The 16085-nt window shown below is 67.2% G+C and carries 18 protein-coding genes; 10 read left to right on the plus strand and 8 right to left on the minus strand.

Annotated features, from left to right (window positions below):
* The first annotated feature begins 5 nt into the window (after nucleotides 1-5).
* From ilvN to pfkB, 9 genes are all read left to right on the plus strand, one after another.
* A complete protein-coding gene (gene ilvN / locus ACOZ4I_RS06670) occupies nucleotides 6-593 on the plus strand; it encodes an acetolactate synthase small subunit (RefSeq protein WP_424004238.1) in 588 nt (195 codons plus the stop codon).
* A complete protein-coding gene (ilvC, locus tag ACOZ4I_RS06675) occupies nucleotides 586-1617 on the plus strand; it encodes a ketol-acid reductoisomerase (RefSeq protein WP_424004240.1) in 1032 nt (343 codons plus the stop codon). The genes ilvN and ilvC overlap by 8 nt, the downstream gene beginning before the upstream one ends.
* Complete coding sequence (locus tag ACOZ4I_RS06680; RefSeq protein ID WP_424004242.1) at nucleotides 1610-1864, plus strand: hypothetical protein; 255 nt, start codon at nucleotides 1610-1612, stop codon at nucleotides 1862-1864. Before ilvC ends, ACOZ4I_RS06680 begins: the two co-directional genes overlap by 8 nt.
* Complete coding sequence (leuC, locus tag ACOZ4I_RS06685; protein ID WP_424004244.1) at nucleotides 1861-3282, plus strand: 3-isopropylmalate dehydratase large subunit; 1422 nt, start codon at nucleotides 1861-1863, stop codon at nucleotides 3280-3282. Before ACOZ4I_RS06680 ends, leuC begins: the two co-directional genes overlap by 4 nt.
* Before the next feature lie 94 nt (nucleotides 3283-3376).
* The gene (gene leuD / locus ACOZ4I_RS06690; protein ID WP_424004246.1) at nucleotides 3377-4021 is read left to right on the plus strand and encodes a 3-isopropylmalate dehydratase small subunit; all 645 of its coding nucleotides are present in this window, start codon (nucleotides 3377-3379) and stop codon (nucleotides 4019-4021) included.
* A gap of 223 nt (nucleotides 4022-4244) precedes the next feature.
* A complete protein-coding gene (locus ACOZ4I_RS06695) occupies nucleotides 4245-4985 on the plus strand; it encodes a DUF6293 family protein (protein ID WP_424004248.1) in 741 nt (246 codons plus the stop codon).
* A 370-nt stretch (nucleotides 4986-5355) separates the two neighbouring features.
* The gene (locus tag ACOZ4I_RS06700) at nucleotides 5356-6339 is read left to right on the plus strand and encodes an isocitrate/isopropylmalate dehydrogenase family protein (RefSeq protein WP_424004250.1); all 984 of its coding nucleotides are present in this window, start codon (nucleotides 5356-5358) and stop codon (nucleotides 6337-6339) included.
* Nucleotides 6340-6426: 87 nt separating this feature from the next.
* Nucleotides 6427-7188 carry an HTH-type transcriptional regulator GlpR gene (glpR, locus tag ACOZ4I_RS06705; protein ID WP_424004252.1) on the plus strand — a complete coding sequence of 254 codons (762 nt, stop codon included), beginning with the start codon at nucleotides 6427-6429 and terminating at the stop codon, nucleotides 7186-7188.
* Complete coding sequence (gene pfkB, locus ACOZ4I_RS06710) at nucleotides 7185-8093, plus strand: 1-phosphofructokinase (protein WP_424004254.1); 909 nt, start codon at nucleotides 7185-7187, stop codon at nucleotides 8091-8093. Before glpR ends, pfkB begins: the two co-directional genes overlap by 4 nt.
* 61 nt (nucleotides 8094-8154) lie before the next feature.
* On the opposite strand, the gene ACOZ4I_RS06715 is transcribed toward pfkB, so the two are convergent.
* On the minus strand, nucleotides 8155-9270 hold the full coding sequence (locus ACOZ4I_RS06715; protein ID WP_424004256.1) for a hypothetical protein: 1116 nt from the start codon (nucleotides 9268-9270) through the stop codon (nucleotides 8155-8157).
* A 2-nt stretch (nucleotides 9271-9272) separates the two neighbouring features.
* Nucleotides 9273-10055: a class I fructose-bisphosphate aldolase gene (locus ACOZ4I_RS06720; protein ID WP_424004258.1), complete on the minus strand. Its 783-nt coding sequence runs from the start codon at nucleotides 10053-10055 to the stop codon at nucleotides 9273-9275.
* A gap of 117 nt (nucleotides 10056-10172) precedes the next feature.
* Between ACOZ4I_RS06720 and ACOZ4I_RS06725 the strand changes: the two genes are divergently transcribed.
* Nucleotides 10173-10322, plus strand: coding sequence for a DUF7557 family protein (locus tag ACOZ4I_RS06725; protein ID WP_424004260.1), 150 nt, complete (start codon nucleotides 10173-10175; stop codon nucleotides 10320-10322).
* Here the strand turns inward: ACOZ4I_RS06725 and ACOZ4I_RS06730 are convergent.
* The 6 genes from ACOZ4I_RS06730 to ACOZ4I_RS06755 form a co-directional block, all read right to left on the minus strand.
* Nucleotides 10319-10765 (minus strand): DUF5799 family protein, encoded by a 447-nt coding sequence (locus ACOZ4I_RS06730; protein WP_424004262.1) that lies wholly within the window; start codon nucleotides 10763-10765, stop codon nucleotides 10319-10321. The genes ACOZ4I_RS06725 and ACOZ4I_RS06730 overlap by 4 nt on opposite strands.
* A gap of 85 nt (nucleotides 10766-10850) precedes the next feature.
* Nucleotides 10851-11246: an OsmC family protein gene (locus tag ACOZ4I_RS06735; protein ID WP_424004264.1), complete on the minus strand. Its 396-nt coding sequence runs from the start codon at nucleotides 11244-11246 to the stop codon at nucleotides 10851-10853.
* Between the two features lie 83 nt (nucleotides 11247-11329).
* The gene (locus ACOZ4I_RS06740; RefSeq protein WP_424004266.1) at nucleotides 11330-12049 is read right to left on the minus strand and encodes a metal-dependent hydrolase; all 720 of its coding nucleotides are present in this window, start codon (nucleotides 12047-12049) and stop codon (nucleotides 11330-11332) included.
* Nucleotides 12050-12112: 63 nt separating this feature from the next.
* Entirely contained in the window at nucleotides 12113-14695 is a 2583-nt protein-coding gene (locus ACOZ4I_RS06745) for a heavy metal translocating P-type ATPase (RefSeq protein ID WP_424004268.1), read from the minus strand.
* Nucleotides 14696-14830: 135 nt separating this feature from the next.
* Nucleotides 14831-15094, minus strand: a complete 264-nt coding sequence (locus tag ACOZ4I_RS06750) for a hypothetical protein (protein ID WP_424004270.1) — start codon at nucleotides 15092-15094, stop codon at nucleotides 14831-14833.
* Between the two features lie 51 nt (nucleotides 15095-15145).
* Nucleotides 15146-15973 (minus strand): hypothetical protein, encoded by an 828-nt coding sequence (locus ACOZ4I_RS06755; protein WP_424004272.1) that lies wholly within the window; start codon nucleotides 15971-15973, stop codon nucleotides 15146-15148.
* Between the last annotated feature and the right edge of the window lie 112 nt (nucleotides 15974-16085).

Below are 16085 nucleotides of genomic sequence, written 5' to 3' on the forward strand. Positions count from 1 at the left end.
GAGGAATGCCAGGCCCCGCGCCGGACGAACGGATGCGCCCCGCGGGCCGACGCAACACGCAGGGTATCCGCGTCGACCCCGAGGCCGAAGTGACTCACGAACCCCGACAGGCGGTGCTCTCGGCGCTGGTCAAGCACCGGCCCGGGGTCCTCTCGGAGGTGTCGGCGCTGTTCAGCCGCCGGCAGTTCAACATCGAAAGCCTCACCGTCGGCCCGACTGTCGACGAGGACATAGCCCGGATGACGATCCTCATCGAGGAACCGGAACCGGGAATCGACCAGGCGAAGAAACAACTGCGAAAGCTCGTGCCCGTCATCTCGGTCACCGAACTCGAAGGCAAATCGGTTCGGCGCGAACTCGCGCTGGTGAAAGTCAGCGGGGAGAAGCCCGACGACGTCAACGCCGTCGCCGACATGTACGACGGTCAGGCCGTCGACGCGTCGACCGACTCGGTCACCGTCGAGATCACGGGCAGCAAACAGAAGATCGACGCTGCCGTCGAGGCGTTCAAGCAGTTCGACGTGCAGGAGATCGTGCGCACCGGGGCCGCCGCACTGGAACGTGGCCCCAAGACACTCGAAAACGATGTCTGACGAATTCACCACAACCGTCTACTACGACGAAGACGCTGACGTATCGACACTCGACGACGAGACCGTAGCCGTACTGGGCTACGGGTCCCAGGGCCACGCCCACTCGCTGAACCTCCACGAGTCCGGCGTGGACGTGGTCGTTGGCCTCCGCGAGGGCTCCGCCTCGCGCGACGCCGCCGAGGAAGCCGGTCTGCGCGTCGAGACCCCCGACGTGGCGGCCCGAGAGGCCGACCGCGTCGTCATGCTCGTCCCCGACACGGTCCAGCCCGCGGTGTACGAGGCCATCGAGGACGAACTCGACGCCGGCGACACGCTCCAGTTCGCCCACGGCTTCAACATCCACTACGGCCAGATCGAACCGCCGGAGGACGTTGACGTGACGATGGTCGCGCCGAAGTCCCCCGGCCACCTCGTGCGCCGGACCTACGAGCGCGGCGAGGGAACCCCCGGCCTCATCGCCATCTACCAGGACGCCACCGGCAACGCCAAGGAGGAATCGCTGGCCTACGCGAAGGGCGTCGGCTGCACCCGCGCCGGCGTCATCGAGACGACCTTCCAGGAAGAGGTCGAGACGGACCTCTTCGGCGAGCAGGCCGTCCTCTGTGGCGGCGTCACCGAGATGGTCAAGGCCGGCTTCGAGACGCTGGTCGACGCCGGCTACGCGCCGGAGATGGCCTACTTCGAGTGTCTGAACGAGCTCAAGCTCATCGTCGACCTGATGTACGAGGGCGGCCACATGGAGATGTGGAACTCCGTCTCCGACACCGCCGAGTACGGCGGTCTGACGCGCGGTGAGGACGTCATCGACCGCGAGGGGATGGACAAGATCCTCGAAGAGGTCCAGAACGGCGAGTTCGCCCGCGAGTGGATCAACGAGAACCAGGCCAACCGGCCCGCCTACAAGCAGTACCGCAACGCCGAACAGACCCACCAGATCGAAGAGGTCGGCGGCCGCCTGCGCGAACTGTTCGCGTGGGGCGAGCAGGCCGACCAGCAGACAGAGGAAGCACCAGCAGATGACTGAGGAGAACGCGACCGGCGAGCACAGCGAACCCGAGACGAACCGACAGACGATGCGAAACGTCGACCACACCCACCCGGAGACGAACGCCACCTTCGGCGCCGCGTTCCGGCGCGGTCCGGTCGTCGCCGCCGACGGCGGCGACCCCGAGACCGACGAGACGATGGAAGACGTAGACCACGAACCGCCCGGCGAGGGCGTCACCCGCGCCTACGAACGCGGGACCGAGGGGCGAGACGAGACAGTATGAGCCAGGGAACACTGTACGACAAGGTCTGGGACCGGCACAAAGTCACCACCCTGCCCAACGGCCAGGACCAGCTCTTCGTCGGCCTGCACCTCATCCACGAGGTCACCAGCCCGCAGGCGTTCGGGATGCTCGAAGAGCGCGGCCTCGAAGTCGCGCGACCGGACCTGACTCACGCGACGGTCGACCACATCGTCCCGACGGCGAACCAGGACCGGCCCTACGCCGACGACGCGGCGGAGAACATGATGTCCGAACTGGAGGAGAACGTCCGCGACGCGGGCATCCAGTTCTCGGACCCCACGACGGGCGATCAGGGCATCGTCCACGTCATCGGCCCGGAGCAGGGAATCACCCAGCCCGGGAAAACGATCGTCTGTGGCGACAGCCACACCTCCACCCACGGCGCGTTCGGCGCGCTCGCGTTCGGTATCGGGACCAGCCAGATTCGGGACGTGCTGGCCACCCAGACCATCGCGATGGAGAAACAGAAGGTCCGCAAGATCGAGGTCACCGGCGAACTCGACGAGGGCGTCGAGGCCAAGGACATCATCCTCGAGATCATCCGCCGGCTCGGCACCGAGGGCGGCGTCGGCTACGTCTACGAGTACGCCGGCGAGACCATCGAGAACCTCGACATGGAGGGGCGGATGTCCATCTGTAACATGTCCATCGAGGGCGGCGCTCGCGCGGGCTACGTCAACCCCGACGAGACCACCTACGAGTGGCTGGAGCAGACGGACTACTTCCAGGAGCACCCCGAGAAGTTCGAAGAACTGAAGCCGTACTGGGAGTCCATCCGCTCGGACGACGACGCCGAGTACGACGACGTGGTCGAGATCGACGCGAGCGAACTCGACCCCGTCGTCACCTGGGGGACCACGCCCGGACAGGGCATCGGCATCGACGACCCCATCCCGGCCCCCGAGGACCTGCCCGAAGACAAGCAAGACACCGCACGGCGCGCCCAGGAGCACATGCGCGTCGAACCCGGCCAGACGATGGAAGGGTACGACATCGACGTGGCCTTCCTGGGCTCGTGCACGAACGCCCGGATGCCCGACCTGCGACGGGCGGCCCGCATCGTCAAGGGCCGACAGGTCGCCGACGACGTGCGCGCGTTCGTCGTCCCCGGCAGCCAGCGCGTCCAGCGCGCCGCCGAGGAAGCGGGCCTCAAGGACATCTTCGAGGAAGCCGGCTTCGAGTGGCGAAACGCCGGCTGTTCGATGTGTCTGGGCATGAACGAGGACCAGCTGGAGGGCGACGAGGCGTGTGCGTCCTCCTCGAACCGGAACTTCGTCGGTCGCCAGGGCAGCAAGGACGGGCGCACCGTCCTGATGAACCCCCGGATGGTCGCCGCCGCGGCGATCAACGGGAAGGTCTCTGACGTGCGCGACCTGAAGGAGGTGGCACTGCAATGAGAAGCGAGACGCTCCGCGTCTCGGATATGCGAACGGGCAGCGCCCGTGAGCGAACCGTGCGACATCCTCAGCGCGAAGCGCTGGAGGTGGTCGCATGAGCGACCCCACCGAAGACATCCCCGAGGTCGACTACGTCGAGGGGACCGGTATCCCCATCCGCGGGAACGACATCGACACGGACCAGATCATCCCCGCGCGGTTCATGAAGGTCGTCACCTTCGACGGCCTGGGCGAGTTCGCGTTCTTCGACGTCCGCTTCGACGACGACGACAACCAGAAGGACCACCCCATGAACGAGGAGCGGTTCCAGGACGCCAACGTCATGGTGGTCAACAACAACTTCGGCTGTGGCTCCTCGCGCGAGCACGCGCCCCAGGCCCTGATGCGCTGGGGCATCGACGCCATCATCGGCGAGGGCTTCGCCGAGATTTTCGCCGGGAACTGCCTGGCACTCGGCATCCCGACGGTGACGGCCGATCACGAGACGATCAACGCGCTCCAGCAGTGGGTCGACGACAACCCCGACGGCGAGATCGAGGTCGACGTGGCGGCCGAGACCGTCCGCTACGGCGGCAACGAGATCTCCGTCAGCGTCGACGACGCCCAGCGACAGGCCCTCGTCGAGGGCATCTGGGACACGACGGCGCTGATGAAGGCAAACCGCAACGCCATCGAGGAGACGGCGGCGCAGCTACCGTACCTGGATCAGACGCGGTCGGATGTCGAAGCAGACGATTAACTACGGAGAGTTTTCTCTCTCCGGCGTACGCGGCCGGTTCGCAGACGCAGACGATTAGCTCCGCAGGGGTTTCGCCCTGCGACGTACGCAACTGCTTCGTAAACGTGGACGAGTAACCGCGAGAAATTTCGTTTTCGAGGCGTAAGCGACCGATATCCGACAGCGGCCGTGTCGTCTCGCGAGATGCCAAGAGCAATGCCCGTGCGCGTCGCGTCAGTCACTCATGGAAGAGATACGGGAGATTCACATCGCGCCGCTCGGCCACGAGCGCGACCGTATCGCCGAGCCGATACGCAAGCACAACGCCGACGACGTGTACCTGCTCTCCGAGACGGCCGAACCGTCGCGCCTGACGCCCTACCAGCAGGCGCTGATCGAGGACCTCGACGCGGACGGCGTCACGGTCGAGATGCGGCGGACGGACCTCCACGACCTCTACGACGTGCTGGCGGTCGTCACGACCCTCACCGCCGACCACCCCGAGGACATCGTGCGGGTCAACGTCTCCAGCGGGCCGAAGGTGGCCGCCATCGGGAGCGCCATCGCGTGTATGGCGACGGCGGCGACGGCCTACTACGTCCACCCGAAGCGCCACGTCCCGGCGGTGTCTGAGGAACCACTGACCCGCGGCATGGACGAGGCGGAGGTCCTCCCGTCGTATCCCATCGAGGCCATCTCACGCGATCAGGTGGCCGTCCTCGACTACCTGCAGCGGACCAACAGCGAGCGCTACACCGCGAAGAAGTCGGACCTCATCGAGTTCGCCGAGGACGCGGGACTGGCGTTCATCGACGATGCGGACCCCGCCAACGACAAGGCGAAGTTCGCGCTGTTGAACGCGAACGTCGTCGACCCGCTGGTCGAGGACGGCTACATCACCGTTCGTGACGTGGGCCGGACGAAGCAGGTGGAACTGACCGAGACTGGCGAAAACGTGCTCCACGCGTTCCGACACAAACTCTGACGGGCGACCGGAGAGCGAGGTCGGGCCCGGTTCTCGATGGTCACTTCGCTTCCGATAGCGTGGGCTGTCTCGATAGTATAGATTGTTTCGATACTATCATTGGTATCGATAGTATTGTGACAGTAGCTACATATCAACCCCCGAAATACTCGGGTGCGCACGGTCCCCGGCGACGCGTCGCTGCCCTCCCCCGCTTCGGCCCTCCATCGAGTCGACGCCGTCGTCGCGGTCCGTGCCACTTTGCTGTCATCCCTGACGCGACTTCGGGGCGACCCCGCGGTCCCCCGAATCGAGACGGTCCCCGCTGACGCCTGTTTTCCGTGCGCGGCGAACCGAACCACTTTCACCGACCGCCCACGTCCCTCCCGCCATGACACACGAGATAGCCGTCATCCCCGGCGACGGGATCGGACAGGAGGTCACGCCCGCGGCCGTCGAGGTACTGGAGGCGCTCGACGCGGTCGACTTCGACTTCGTCGAGGGCGAGGCCGGCGACGCCGTCGAAGCGGAGACCGGCGAGGCGCTCCCACAGGAGACGCGCGACTTAGCGGCCGATGCCGACGCGACGCTGTTCGGCGCGGCCGGCGAGACGGCGGCCGACGTGATCTTGCCGCTCCGACAGGTCGTCGGCTCGTTCGCCAACGTCCGGCCGGCGCGGTCGTACCCCGGCCTGGACGCCGTCCAGCCGAACACCGACATCGTGTTTATCCGCGAGAACACCGAGGGCGTCTACAAGGGCATCGAGAGCGAGATCGCCGACGGCGTCACGACCTGCACGCGCGTCATCACCGAGGCGGCCTCGGAGAAGATCGCCGAGTACGGCTTCGACTACGCGAAGCAAAACGACTACGACGACGTGACCATCGCCCACAAGGCAAACGTCATGCGCACCACCGACGGCCTGTTCCTGGACACCGCCGAGGCCGTGGGTCAGGACCGCGGCGCTGACTACGACACGGCGCTGATGGACGCGCTCGCGATGCACCTCGTCATGTCGCCCGAGGACTACGGCGTCGTCGTCTGCCCGAACCTCGCCGGCGACATGCTGTCGGACCTCGCCGCCGGACTCGTCGGCGGCCTCGGCCTGCTCCCGTCGGCGAACGTCGGCGAGGACAACGCGCTGTTCGAACCGGTCCACGGCTCCGCGCCCGACATCGCGGGCGAGGGCATCGCCAACCCCTCGGCGATGATCCTCTCGGCCGCGATGTTGCTCGACCACCTCGGCTACGACGAGCAAGGCGACGCCGTCCGCGCGGCCGTCGAGCAGGTGCTCGACGCCGGCCCGCGAACGCCAGACCTCGGCGGCGACGCCTCCACCGAGGACGTGACGGCCGCCGTCATCGACGAACTGTAACGGTTTCTCTCCCCGACTTCGAGCAGAAACAAGCACTTTCTCGATAGAAAGAGGTAAATCCGAAGCGAAACAATCACTGCCGAGAGAATGCTCCCGGCCGAACGAAAACGCACGATCGTCGAGTTGGTGACAGAGCGGGACGGCTGTTCGGTGTCGGAGCTGGCCGCGGAACTCGAGTTCTCCAAGGCGACGATTCGCCGGGATCTCCGCGACCTGGAGGCCGAGGGTCGCATCGAGCGGTCTCACGGCGGCGCGGTTCCCGCCACTTCGGTCGGGACCGAGCGTCCCTACGGCCAGCGCGAGGTCGAACAGCTCGCGGAGAAGCAGGCCATCGCCGAACGGGCCGCGGAGGAGGTCCGCGAGGGCCAGGTCGTCTTCTTCGACGCCGGCTCGACGACGATGGAGGTCGCGCGGGCCATCACTGACACCGACTACGTCGCGGCCACGAACATGCCAGAACTGGCCACCGAACTGGCCGACCGGGACGTAAAGACGAAGCTCACCGGCGGGAGCTTCCGGCCGCGGACCCGCGCGCTCGTCGGCCCGACCGCGGAGCGGTTCATCGAGCGGACGAACTTCGACCTGCTCTATCTGGGGACGAACGCGCTCGACAGCGTCGCCGGGCTGTCGACTCCCAACGAGGGCGAGGCGTCGATCAAGGAACTGATGGTCGAGCAGGCGAGCCGCGTCGTCCTGGTGGCCGACGCGACGAAGTTCGGCGAGCGCAGTTTCATGACCTTCGCGGATCTGTCGGCCGTCGACCTGCTCGTCACCGACGCCCGCCCGTCCGAGTCCCTCTCGGATGCCCTGGAAGAGGCAGACGTCACCGTCGCAGGAGTCAGCCCATGATCGTCACAGTCACCTACAACCCAGCAGTCGACCAGACAGTCCAGTTCGACGAGCCGATGGCCCCCGACCGCGTGCTTCGCGCGACCGACGCGCACTTCGACGCCGGCGGCAAGGGGATCAACGCCGCCCAGTTGCTCACCGCCATGGACCGCCCGTGCGTCGCGACCGGCCTGCTCGGGGGCTTCACCGGCGCGTTCATCCGCGACGAACTCCGGGCCGACGGCGTCGAGACGGCGTTCGCCGACGTGGACGGGACGACCCGGCTCAACACGACCGCCATCGCCGACGCCGAGGAGTACAAGCTGAACCAGTCCGGTCCAGCGGTCGACGCGTCTGTCGTCGACGACCTGCTGGATCGCGTCGCGGCCCAGGACCCCGACCGCGTGCTCGTCGGTGGGAGCCTGCCGCCGGGGCTGTCCGCCGATGCCATCGACCGCATCGCGACGGGCGGCGACTGGGAGACCGTCGTCGACACCGGCGGCGACCTCCTGCGGGAACTCGACGCCCAGTACGGCCTGTGCAAACCGAACCGCGAGGAACTCGCCGAGGCGACTGGCGCTGACGTATCGAGCGTCGAGGGCTGTGCCCGCGCGGCCGACCAGTTCAGAGCCCGCGGCTTCGACCGCGTGCTGGCCTCGATGGGCGGCGACGGCGCGGTGCTCGCCGGCGACGACGGCCTGCTGTTCGCCCGCGCGCTCGACGTTGCTGTCGTCGACACCGTCGGCGCGGGGGACGCGCTCCTGTCCGGCGTGCTCGGCGCGTGGGAGGCCGGCGCGGACGACGAGACCGCGCTCAAGACCGGCGTCGCCGTCTCCTCGCAGGTCGTCCAGCAGGCCGGGACGGCGGTCCCGGACCTGAGCGAAATCGAGTCGGTGCGAGAGCGCGTGACGGTCGAGCGGCTGTAGACCCGTCAGTTTTCGAGAAAACGCGTTGAAACCGGACGAGCGCCGCGACCGCGGCGCTCGCTCAGAACTTCTCGAGGTAGTCGTCGACGAACGCTCGCACGTCGGCCAGCGACGGCTGGTCGGCGGTGCGGACAAAGTAGCCCGCGACGGCGTTGCCGACGACGACGGCGGCGGCGGGCGAGAGCCCCGCGACGAGCGCGAGGCCGAGCCCGGCGTTGAAGTGGTCGCCGGAACTGGTCGTCAGTTCGGGATCCGACACCGCGGGCACGGCCACGCCGTCGGTGCCCGTCTCCGAGACGACGACCGAGCGTTCGACGCCGTGGCCGACGAACCACGTCGGGTCGAGCGCCTCGGCGACGGCCTCGGCGGCCGCCTCGAAGGAGCGCTCGGCCTCGCCGGCGTAGGCGTCCGCGAGCACGTCGGTCTCGGCGCGGTTCGAGGAGACCACCACGTCGGTCACCTCGTCCAGTCTGCCGATGGCCTCGCGGCCGGCACGCAGGCGGTCGGCGTCGAGCTTCCGCACGTCGCCGGGGTCGACCAGCACGTGCTCCGGCGGGTCGTCGATGGCTCTCCAGTGCTCGGCTAGTCCGTCGAAGACCGTCGGCAGGTCGGGCGTCTCCGACCAGTACCCGGTCCCGAGCAGGCGCGCGCCGTCGAGCGTCTCGGCCAGGCGGTCGTGGCCGAACGCGTCGTCGAGCGCTGCCCAGTCCAGCGACATGGTGTCGCCGACCTCGGTCAGCATCAGTTTGCCGTCGTCGAACTCGACGGCGTCGGTGACGCCCGGTTCGCCCAGCGAGTGGAGGTCGTACGCGCCGAACTCCGTCTCGAAGGCCTCGTGGACCGGATCGCCGTACATTCCGATCATGACCGGGTCGAACGACCAGACGCCGAACGCGCGCGAGAGGTGGCTGGTGTGGCCGCCGGTTCGGTTGCCGTCCTGCAGCCACTCGAAGGACAGGGAGCTGTCGGCAGCCACGGAGCGTTCGATCCGGTCGCCGAAGCCGGCGAGCGTGTCCAGGCGGTCGTAGTGCTCCGGGTCGCTCCGGTCGGCGACGACCTCGCGAACGCGGTCGAGGTAGCCGTCGAAGCCGAATACGACCCGGCCGCGGGCGAACTCGTCCGTCGCCGGCAACTGCTCGTCGGCGGCGGCGACGGCTCGGCGCGTCTCCTCGTCCATGCCTACAGCACGTCGTCGGTCGTCGCGTCCTCGAAGATGACGCCTTCCAGTTTGTCGAGGATGTCGTAGGGGTCGTCGCGCTGCCAGACGTTGCGGCCGACGGCGAGGCCGGCGACGCCCACGTCCATGCAGTCCTCGACGAGTTCGAGGAAGTCGCGGTCGGAGGTCTTCGACCCGCCCGAGAGCAGGACGCGGTTGTCCGCGGCCGAGCGGACGGCGTGGGCCATCGCCTCCTTGTCTCGGGGGTACTTCACCTTCGTGAAGTCAGCGCCGAGTTCCAGCCCGATGCGGGCGGCGTAGGCGATGGTCGAGGGGCTGCGGTGCTCCTTGATGGCCTGTCCGCGCGGGTACGACCACATGGCGATCGGGAGGTCGTGGTCGCGGGCGTTCTCCTGAACCGGACGGAAGTCCTCGAACATGTCCGTCTCGCGGTTGACGCCGGGGTAGATCGTGTAGCCGATGGCGTCGGCACCGAGTTCCGCGGCGTACTCGACCGACCAGTTCTGGGGCGAGTACGGGTCGCCCATCCAGAGGTCCGACCCGCCGTTGAGCTTCGCCAGCAGGTTCACGTCGTCCTCGTAGCTCGGGTAGTACGTCTCCGCGAGGCCCTTCCCGACGGCCAGCGCCGTGACGGCGTCGTGGGTCGCCATCTCGAACACCTCGCGCGGGTCGAGGCGCTCCTCGACGCCGCTGAACTGCTTGGGACCGTGCTCCAGGCCGTGGTCGTGGGCCAGGACGAGCGTCTTGTCGTTCCGTACGAGCGGTGAGTCACCGAGTGGGCGCATGTGGTGTTGGTACCGAGAACGACCATTAACCGTTTTCGGTTTTGATTTGTTACTACTGTTCGTGTTCGCTTTTGATCGGGGATGGGGATTAAGTGGGTCCCACGGGAACGTCCAGGCATGTCATCGATCGAACTCGACGACGAGACAATCGAACGGCTCGACGACCTCCGGGTCGAGGACGAGTCCTACGACGATATCGTTACCGAACTCATCAACATCTACGAGGCGGAGGAGCTAACGCTCTTTCACGGGGGCGACGAGTACTAGGACTGGGCCTGCTCTCGAATCGTGTCCCAGCGGCCGTTGGACTCCAGTTTCTCCTGTAGCTTCTCGGCGTACGCCTGTGCGAGCTGTGCCGCTTCCTCCTCTTTTTGCTTGTCGCCGCCGCCCGAGCCACCGAGTCCGAGAGCGTCCTTGACGCCCGAGAGAAGCCCGCCCGAACTTCCCGAGCTGTCGCCGCCCGGGCCGCCCATCGGGCTCTGATTCGCGACGCGTTCCATCTCCGGCATGACGCTCGAGAGCTTCGACGTGTCGGCGACGATCCGCGCCTCGTCCGCGTCCTCGGGGTTCTCGATCTCGAACTCTACGGCGGTCATGACGAGGCCCCACTGCTGGCTCGAGAACGACGACGCCTGTACCTGATCGTTGAACAGTTGATCGACCGCCATCCGCTCGCCAGCGATGCGGTCGGTCCAGTTTGAATCGCTCATGGCGAGACGTTAGCGGGCCTGATGTATGAGCGTTTCCCGGCGCAGTCGGTCGCCGGTGATCGAAACGCCGTCGGTCAGTTCCCGCTCAGACGCCGGATTCGATCGAGATGTCGGCGTGGAGTTCCTCGCGCAGGGCCGAGTGGACGTGACAGATCTCCTCGCCCAGTTCGACGATGTCTTGTTCGTCGCCGCCGAGGCTCTCTTCGACCTCGATGTGGAAGTCGATCGCCTCCAGGTCGTCGTCCTCGTCCAGATCGGCGGCGACTTCGACGGTGACCTCGCCGATGTCGTCGTAGCCGTGCTTGTCCGCCGCGACACGGAACGCCGGGATGTAACAGGAGGCGTAGTCGGCCGCAAGAACCTCGTTGGCCGACGGTCCCTCCTCGCTCAGCGCGTCGACGACGAGCTGCCACTCGCCGTTGATGACGCTCTCTACTGTGTAGCCTTCCTCGCAGGTGCTCTCGACTTCGATATCTGCCATAGCGTTCCGCCTGTCTCGGCGCTCCCTCCTAAACGTTTCTCGACCGACCAATTTGGCCGATGCCGGAAATCAGCGGCGGCGGGTCAGAGTTCGAACGTCTCGTCGCCTTCGAGGACGTGGACCTCGGCGTCGCTTCCGGCCGCCTTGACTTCCTTCACGAAGTCCTCGGTCTCGATCTCGATCGGCGGGAACGTGTCGTAGTGCATCGGGAAGGCGTGGTCCACGTCGAGCCAGTCGACGGCGATGGCGGCCTGCATCGGCCCCATGGTGAAGTGGTCGCCGACCGGGACGGCCGCGGCGTCCGGTTCGAGGTACGGCCCGATGACCTCGCGCATCTCGGTCATGAGGCCGGTGTCGCCGGCGTGGTAGAACGTCGTCGACTCGGCGTCGCTGACCTGTGTCGGCTTCGTGTCGGAGATGACGAAGCCCGCGGGCATCCCGGCGCTCGTGCCGTAGGACGTGTCGATGCCGTTGGTGTGGTCGGCGCGGTGCATCGTCACGAATGCGTCGCCGATCTCGACGGTGCCGCCGAGGTTCATCCCCATTCCGCCGACGGCGTCGAACTCGCCGAAGTTGTCTTCGCAGTACTCGACGAGTTCCGGGGACGCGACGAGACCGGTCCCCTCGTAGCGGTCCACGTCGCCGATGTGGTCGGCGTGGCCGTGGGTCAACAGCACGTAGTCGGGATCGAGCTCTTCGGGATCGATGTCCGTGTGCGGGTTGTCGAAGAACGGATCGATGAGCAACTCCGTGTCGTCGACCGTGACGTGCCACGTCGAGTGGCCGTGCCAAGTGAGTTCCATGACGGGCCACGCTACTCGCGGGCGCTACTTAATACTAGACTGAGAGGACGCCGAACCGCCGATTCACTCGCCGACGGCGTCCGGCCGAATCCGCGAGAGCCGCATCGCGTTTCCGGTGACCGCGGTCGTCATCCCCGCGTCCCCGGCGAGCACGGCGACCCAGATCGGCACGAGGCCGAACGGGACCGCGACCGCGAGGCCGGCCTTGACGGCCAGGCTGGCCCAGACGTTCTGGCGGATGACGCCGTTCGCGTCGTGGGCCAGTTCGTAGAGGTACGGGAGCTTCGAGAGGTCGTCGCTCATCAGTGCGATGTCGGCCGTCTCGAGCGCCGTGTCGGTCCCGGCCGCGCCCATCGCGACGCCGACGGTCGCGCTCGCCAGCGCTGGCGCGTCGTTGATTCCGTCGCCGACCATCGCCACGCCGTCGGATTCGTCGACCAGCGCATCGATTTCCGCGACCTTCTCGTCGGGCAGGAGTCCGGCGCGGTAGTCGTCGACGCCGACCGCCTCGGCGATGGCCCGCGCCGTCCGCTCGTTGTCGCCGGTGAGCATCACCGTCCGCTCGACGCCGAGGTCGCGCAGGCGCGAGATGGCGGCCTTCGCCTCGGGACGGACCTCGTCGGCGACGGCGATGACGCCCTCCAGTTCGTCCTCGGTCCCGACGAGGACGACCGTCTTCCCCTCGGCCTGGAGCGCGGGCACCGTCTCTTCGAGCAGGTCGAGACAGTTGTTGCGCTCGCAGATGTGCTGTGCCGTCTGGGTGACCACGCCGCCGTCGGTCGTCGCGTGGACGTGCGAGAGGTCGAAGCCGAGGTCGTCGAACAGCCCCGGCTTGCCGGCGAAGTGAGGGGTCCCGTCCAGTTCCGCGCGGACGCCCTTGCCGGTGATGCTCTCGAAGTCGTCGACTTCGCGCGCTCCGACCCCGGCCGCGCCGGCCTCCGCGACGATGGCCTCGCCGATGGGGTGCTCGCTCCGGCGCTCCAGGCCCTGCGCGCACCGGAGCACGTCGTCCTCGGAGGTGCCGTTCAGCGGGACCACGTCGGTGACGGTCAGTTCGCCCTTCGTGAGCGTGCCCGTCTTGTCGAAGGCGACGACGTCGACCGCGCCCATCGCTTCGAGGTGGTTCCCGCCCTTGATGAGGACGCCGTTCTTCGCGGCGCTGGTGATGCCCGAGACGACCGAAACGGGCGTCGAGATGACGAACGCGCATGGACAGGCGAGGACCAGCAGCGTCAGACCGTAGACGACCGCCGTCGAGGTCGTCGTTCCCAGAACGACCGGACTGGCCAGCGCGACGATGACGGCGAAGGCGACCACGACCGGCGTGTAGTACGACGAGAAGCGCTCGACGAACTGCTCGCGCTCTGTCTTGTTCGACTGGGCGTCCTCGACCATCTGGACGATACGGGAGAGCGTGTTGTCGCTTGCCTCGGCGGTGACGCGGACTTCGAGGTACCCCTCCTCGTTGATGGTCCCGGCGTACACCTCGTCGCCCGCGGTCTTGTCGACCGGGACGCTCTCGCCGGTGATCGGGGCCTGATTGACCGCGCTGTCGCCGTCGCTGACCGCGCCGTCCATCGGAATCTTCTCGCCGGGCCTGATGACCACCGTGTCGCCGACTCGGACCTCGTCGACGGGGACCGTCACCTCCTCGCCGTCGCGCAGGACCGTCGCTTCGTCGGGCGAGAGGTCCATCAGTTCCGCCAGGGAGTTCCGGGCGCGGTCCATCGAGTACCGCTCCAGCAGTTCCGCGACGCTGAACAGGAACGCGAGCGTCGCGGCCTCGAAGTACAGCGCCTCGCCGAAGACGACGCTGGCGACGAGCGCGCCGAGGATGGCGATGGACATCAGGAGGTCGATGTCGAGGTTCCGGTTCCGCAGGGAGTAGTACCCGTTGCGGAGAATCTCCTGGCCGCCGGCGGCGACGGCGACGAGGAACAGCGCGTCGGCGACGTGGAGGGGCGATCCGAGGACGGTTCCCACCTGCGCATTGCTTCCCAGCAGCAGGAACTCGAACGTCAGTCCGAGCGCCACGAACACGCCGCTGACCCACGTCTTCAGGGCGCGCGCGCTCGTCCAGATGTCGTCGGCCGCCCCCGATTCGGCGCTCTCACGTTGTCCGTCTCCACCTGCGGACCGCTCCGTGACCTCGTAGCCGGCGCGCTCGATGGCGCGAGCGACTGCGTCGCCGTCCGTCTGGGACGCGTCGTACGTCACTTCGACCGTGCCCGTCGTCGGCCGCGTCTCGATGGACCTGACGCCGTCGACCCGCGACAGCGCGCTCTCGACTTTCCCGGCGCAGGACGCGCAGTCCATGTCCGGGACCGAGAACGATCCGCTCGCGTCGTCGGACGCGACGGTGTAGCCGGCCTTCTCGACGCGGTCCGCGACGGCCCCCGCGTCCGTCTCGGCGGGGTCGAACGAGACGGTGAGCGTCCCCGTGGTGACCTGCGGGTCGACCGCCTCGATACCGTCGAGCGTGCGGACGCTACCCTCGACCTTCCCCGCACAGGACGGACAGTCCATGTCCGGGACCGCGAACTGCGCGACGCGCTCGCCGTCGCGATCGGCGGCGTGATCGCAGGCCGCCGTCCGGTCCTGGGTCTGCCCACCCCCGTCCGGGTCCGCGGTTCCTGAATCTGTCATAGGCAAAGCTAGGCCGCCCCGTCTTATTAATTCGGCTGTTAGAAAAGCCCGTGTAGATGGGATTAGTTAATAAAGAATCCGAGACAGATTATTAAAACATCCAGTCTCTACGGGTCGCTGCCACAATGAGCGCGCTCAGTCGAACGGCGTGTGCTGGGTCGGCTTGCCCTGCGCGTAGCGGATCCACCGGTGGACGTGCCGTCCCATCGCCCAGAACAGGACGACCGTCATCGCCAGCAGCGCTGCCAGCAGCACGATTCCCAGACGAAGCGGCTCCTCCGCCGGCAGGCCGACGAGGAGGATGATCGTTCCGACGAGCGCCATTTCCACGCCACAGCGCAGTCCGGGCAACAGGAATCCCGGCGTCGGCGGCTTCGAGTCTGTCGGTCCCTGAGACATTGGCCGGCGTACGACGCCGAGACGATTGAATGTTGTGCCCGAATGGAGCACTCAGCGCGCGGGCCCGTCGTAGCGACCCATCCCGGCGTGGAGCCGCCCGTCGACCACGACCCACCCGGTGTCAGCGTCGGTATAGGTCCCGGAGCCAGTTGTCGCGGAGAACGTGTTGAAGCTGTTCGAGAGCCCGAATCCCCACTCGTTCCAGCCGTCGAAGCCGACCGTACCGACGGTCACGGTGGTCGGCTCCTCGGTCTCGTAGGTCGCACCCACGACGCTCGTGAACGTCGCGCAGTTGTCGGTCTCGCCCCAGGCGTCCGTGCACTCGACGGGGCGAACGTCCCGGGCCGGCGAGAGGAACGTCCCGTTGCCGACGGGGTGGCGCGTCTCGATGGTCTCGTTGACGACGACGCTCCAGTAGATCTGATAGGTCGTGGGGTCGACGACGAGTTCCCTGTTCGTCATGTCCTCCGGGATCTCGCTGCGTTGAATCTCGCGCCGGTCGACGAGCGAGCCGTTCTCGGCGTAGGTGTACAGCGTGTAGCGGCTCGCGCCCGCCAACTGGTCGACGTGCAACCGCAGCATCTGACCGTGTGCCGTCTCGACGACCTGCACGTCCCAGTCCACTTGTTGCTCACCCTCGGGGTCGTATATCCAGATGTCGTCGACCGTCGCGTTCGCCGCGGACTGCTCGGGGAACGGGAGGTAGAACGTCGCGTTCGTGACCGACTCGTTGGTGCTGACCGAGGCCGTGTAGTCGTAGTGCGAGTAATGGTCGTACAGGAATCCCGGCGGCGCGACGATGAGGGCGATTCCGGTGAGCGGGACCAGAGCGACCAGTGCGACGAGAGCGAGGACGAGGAACGTCTTCCGCGAGACCATACCCAGAGCCACGCGCCGGCCGATAATAAAGGACTATTGACAGGAGCTCGCACTGACTACGCGACGACCTGTGTGGCTTCGACGCCCGCGTCGCCGGACCGGCGGCGGCCCT

It is taken from the genome of Haloarcula salina (assembly GCF_049603855.1).
Classification (GTDB): Archaea; Halobacteriota; Halobacteria; order Halobacteriales; family Haloarculaceae; genus Haloarcula; species Haloarcula salina_A.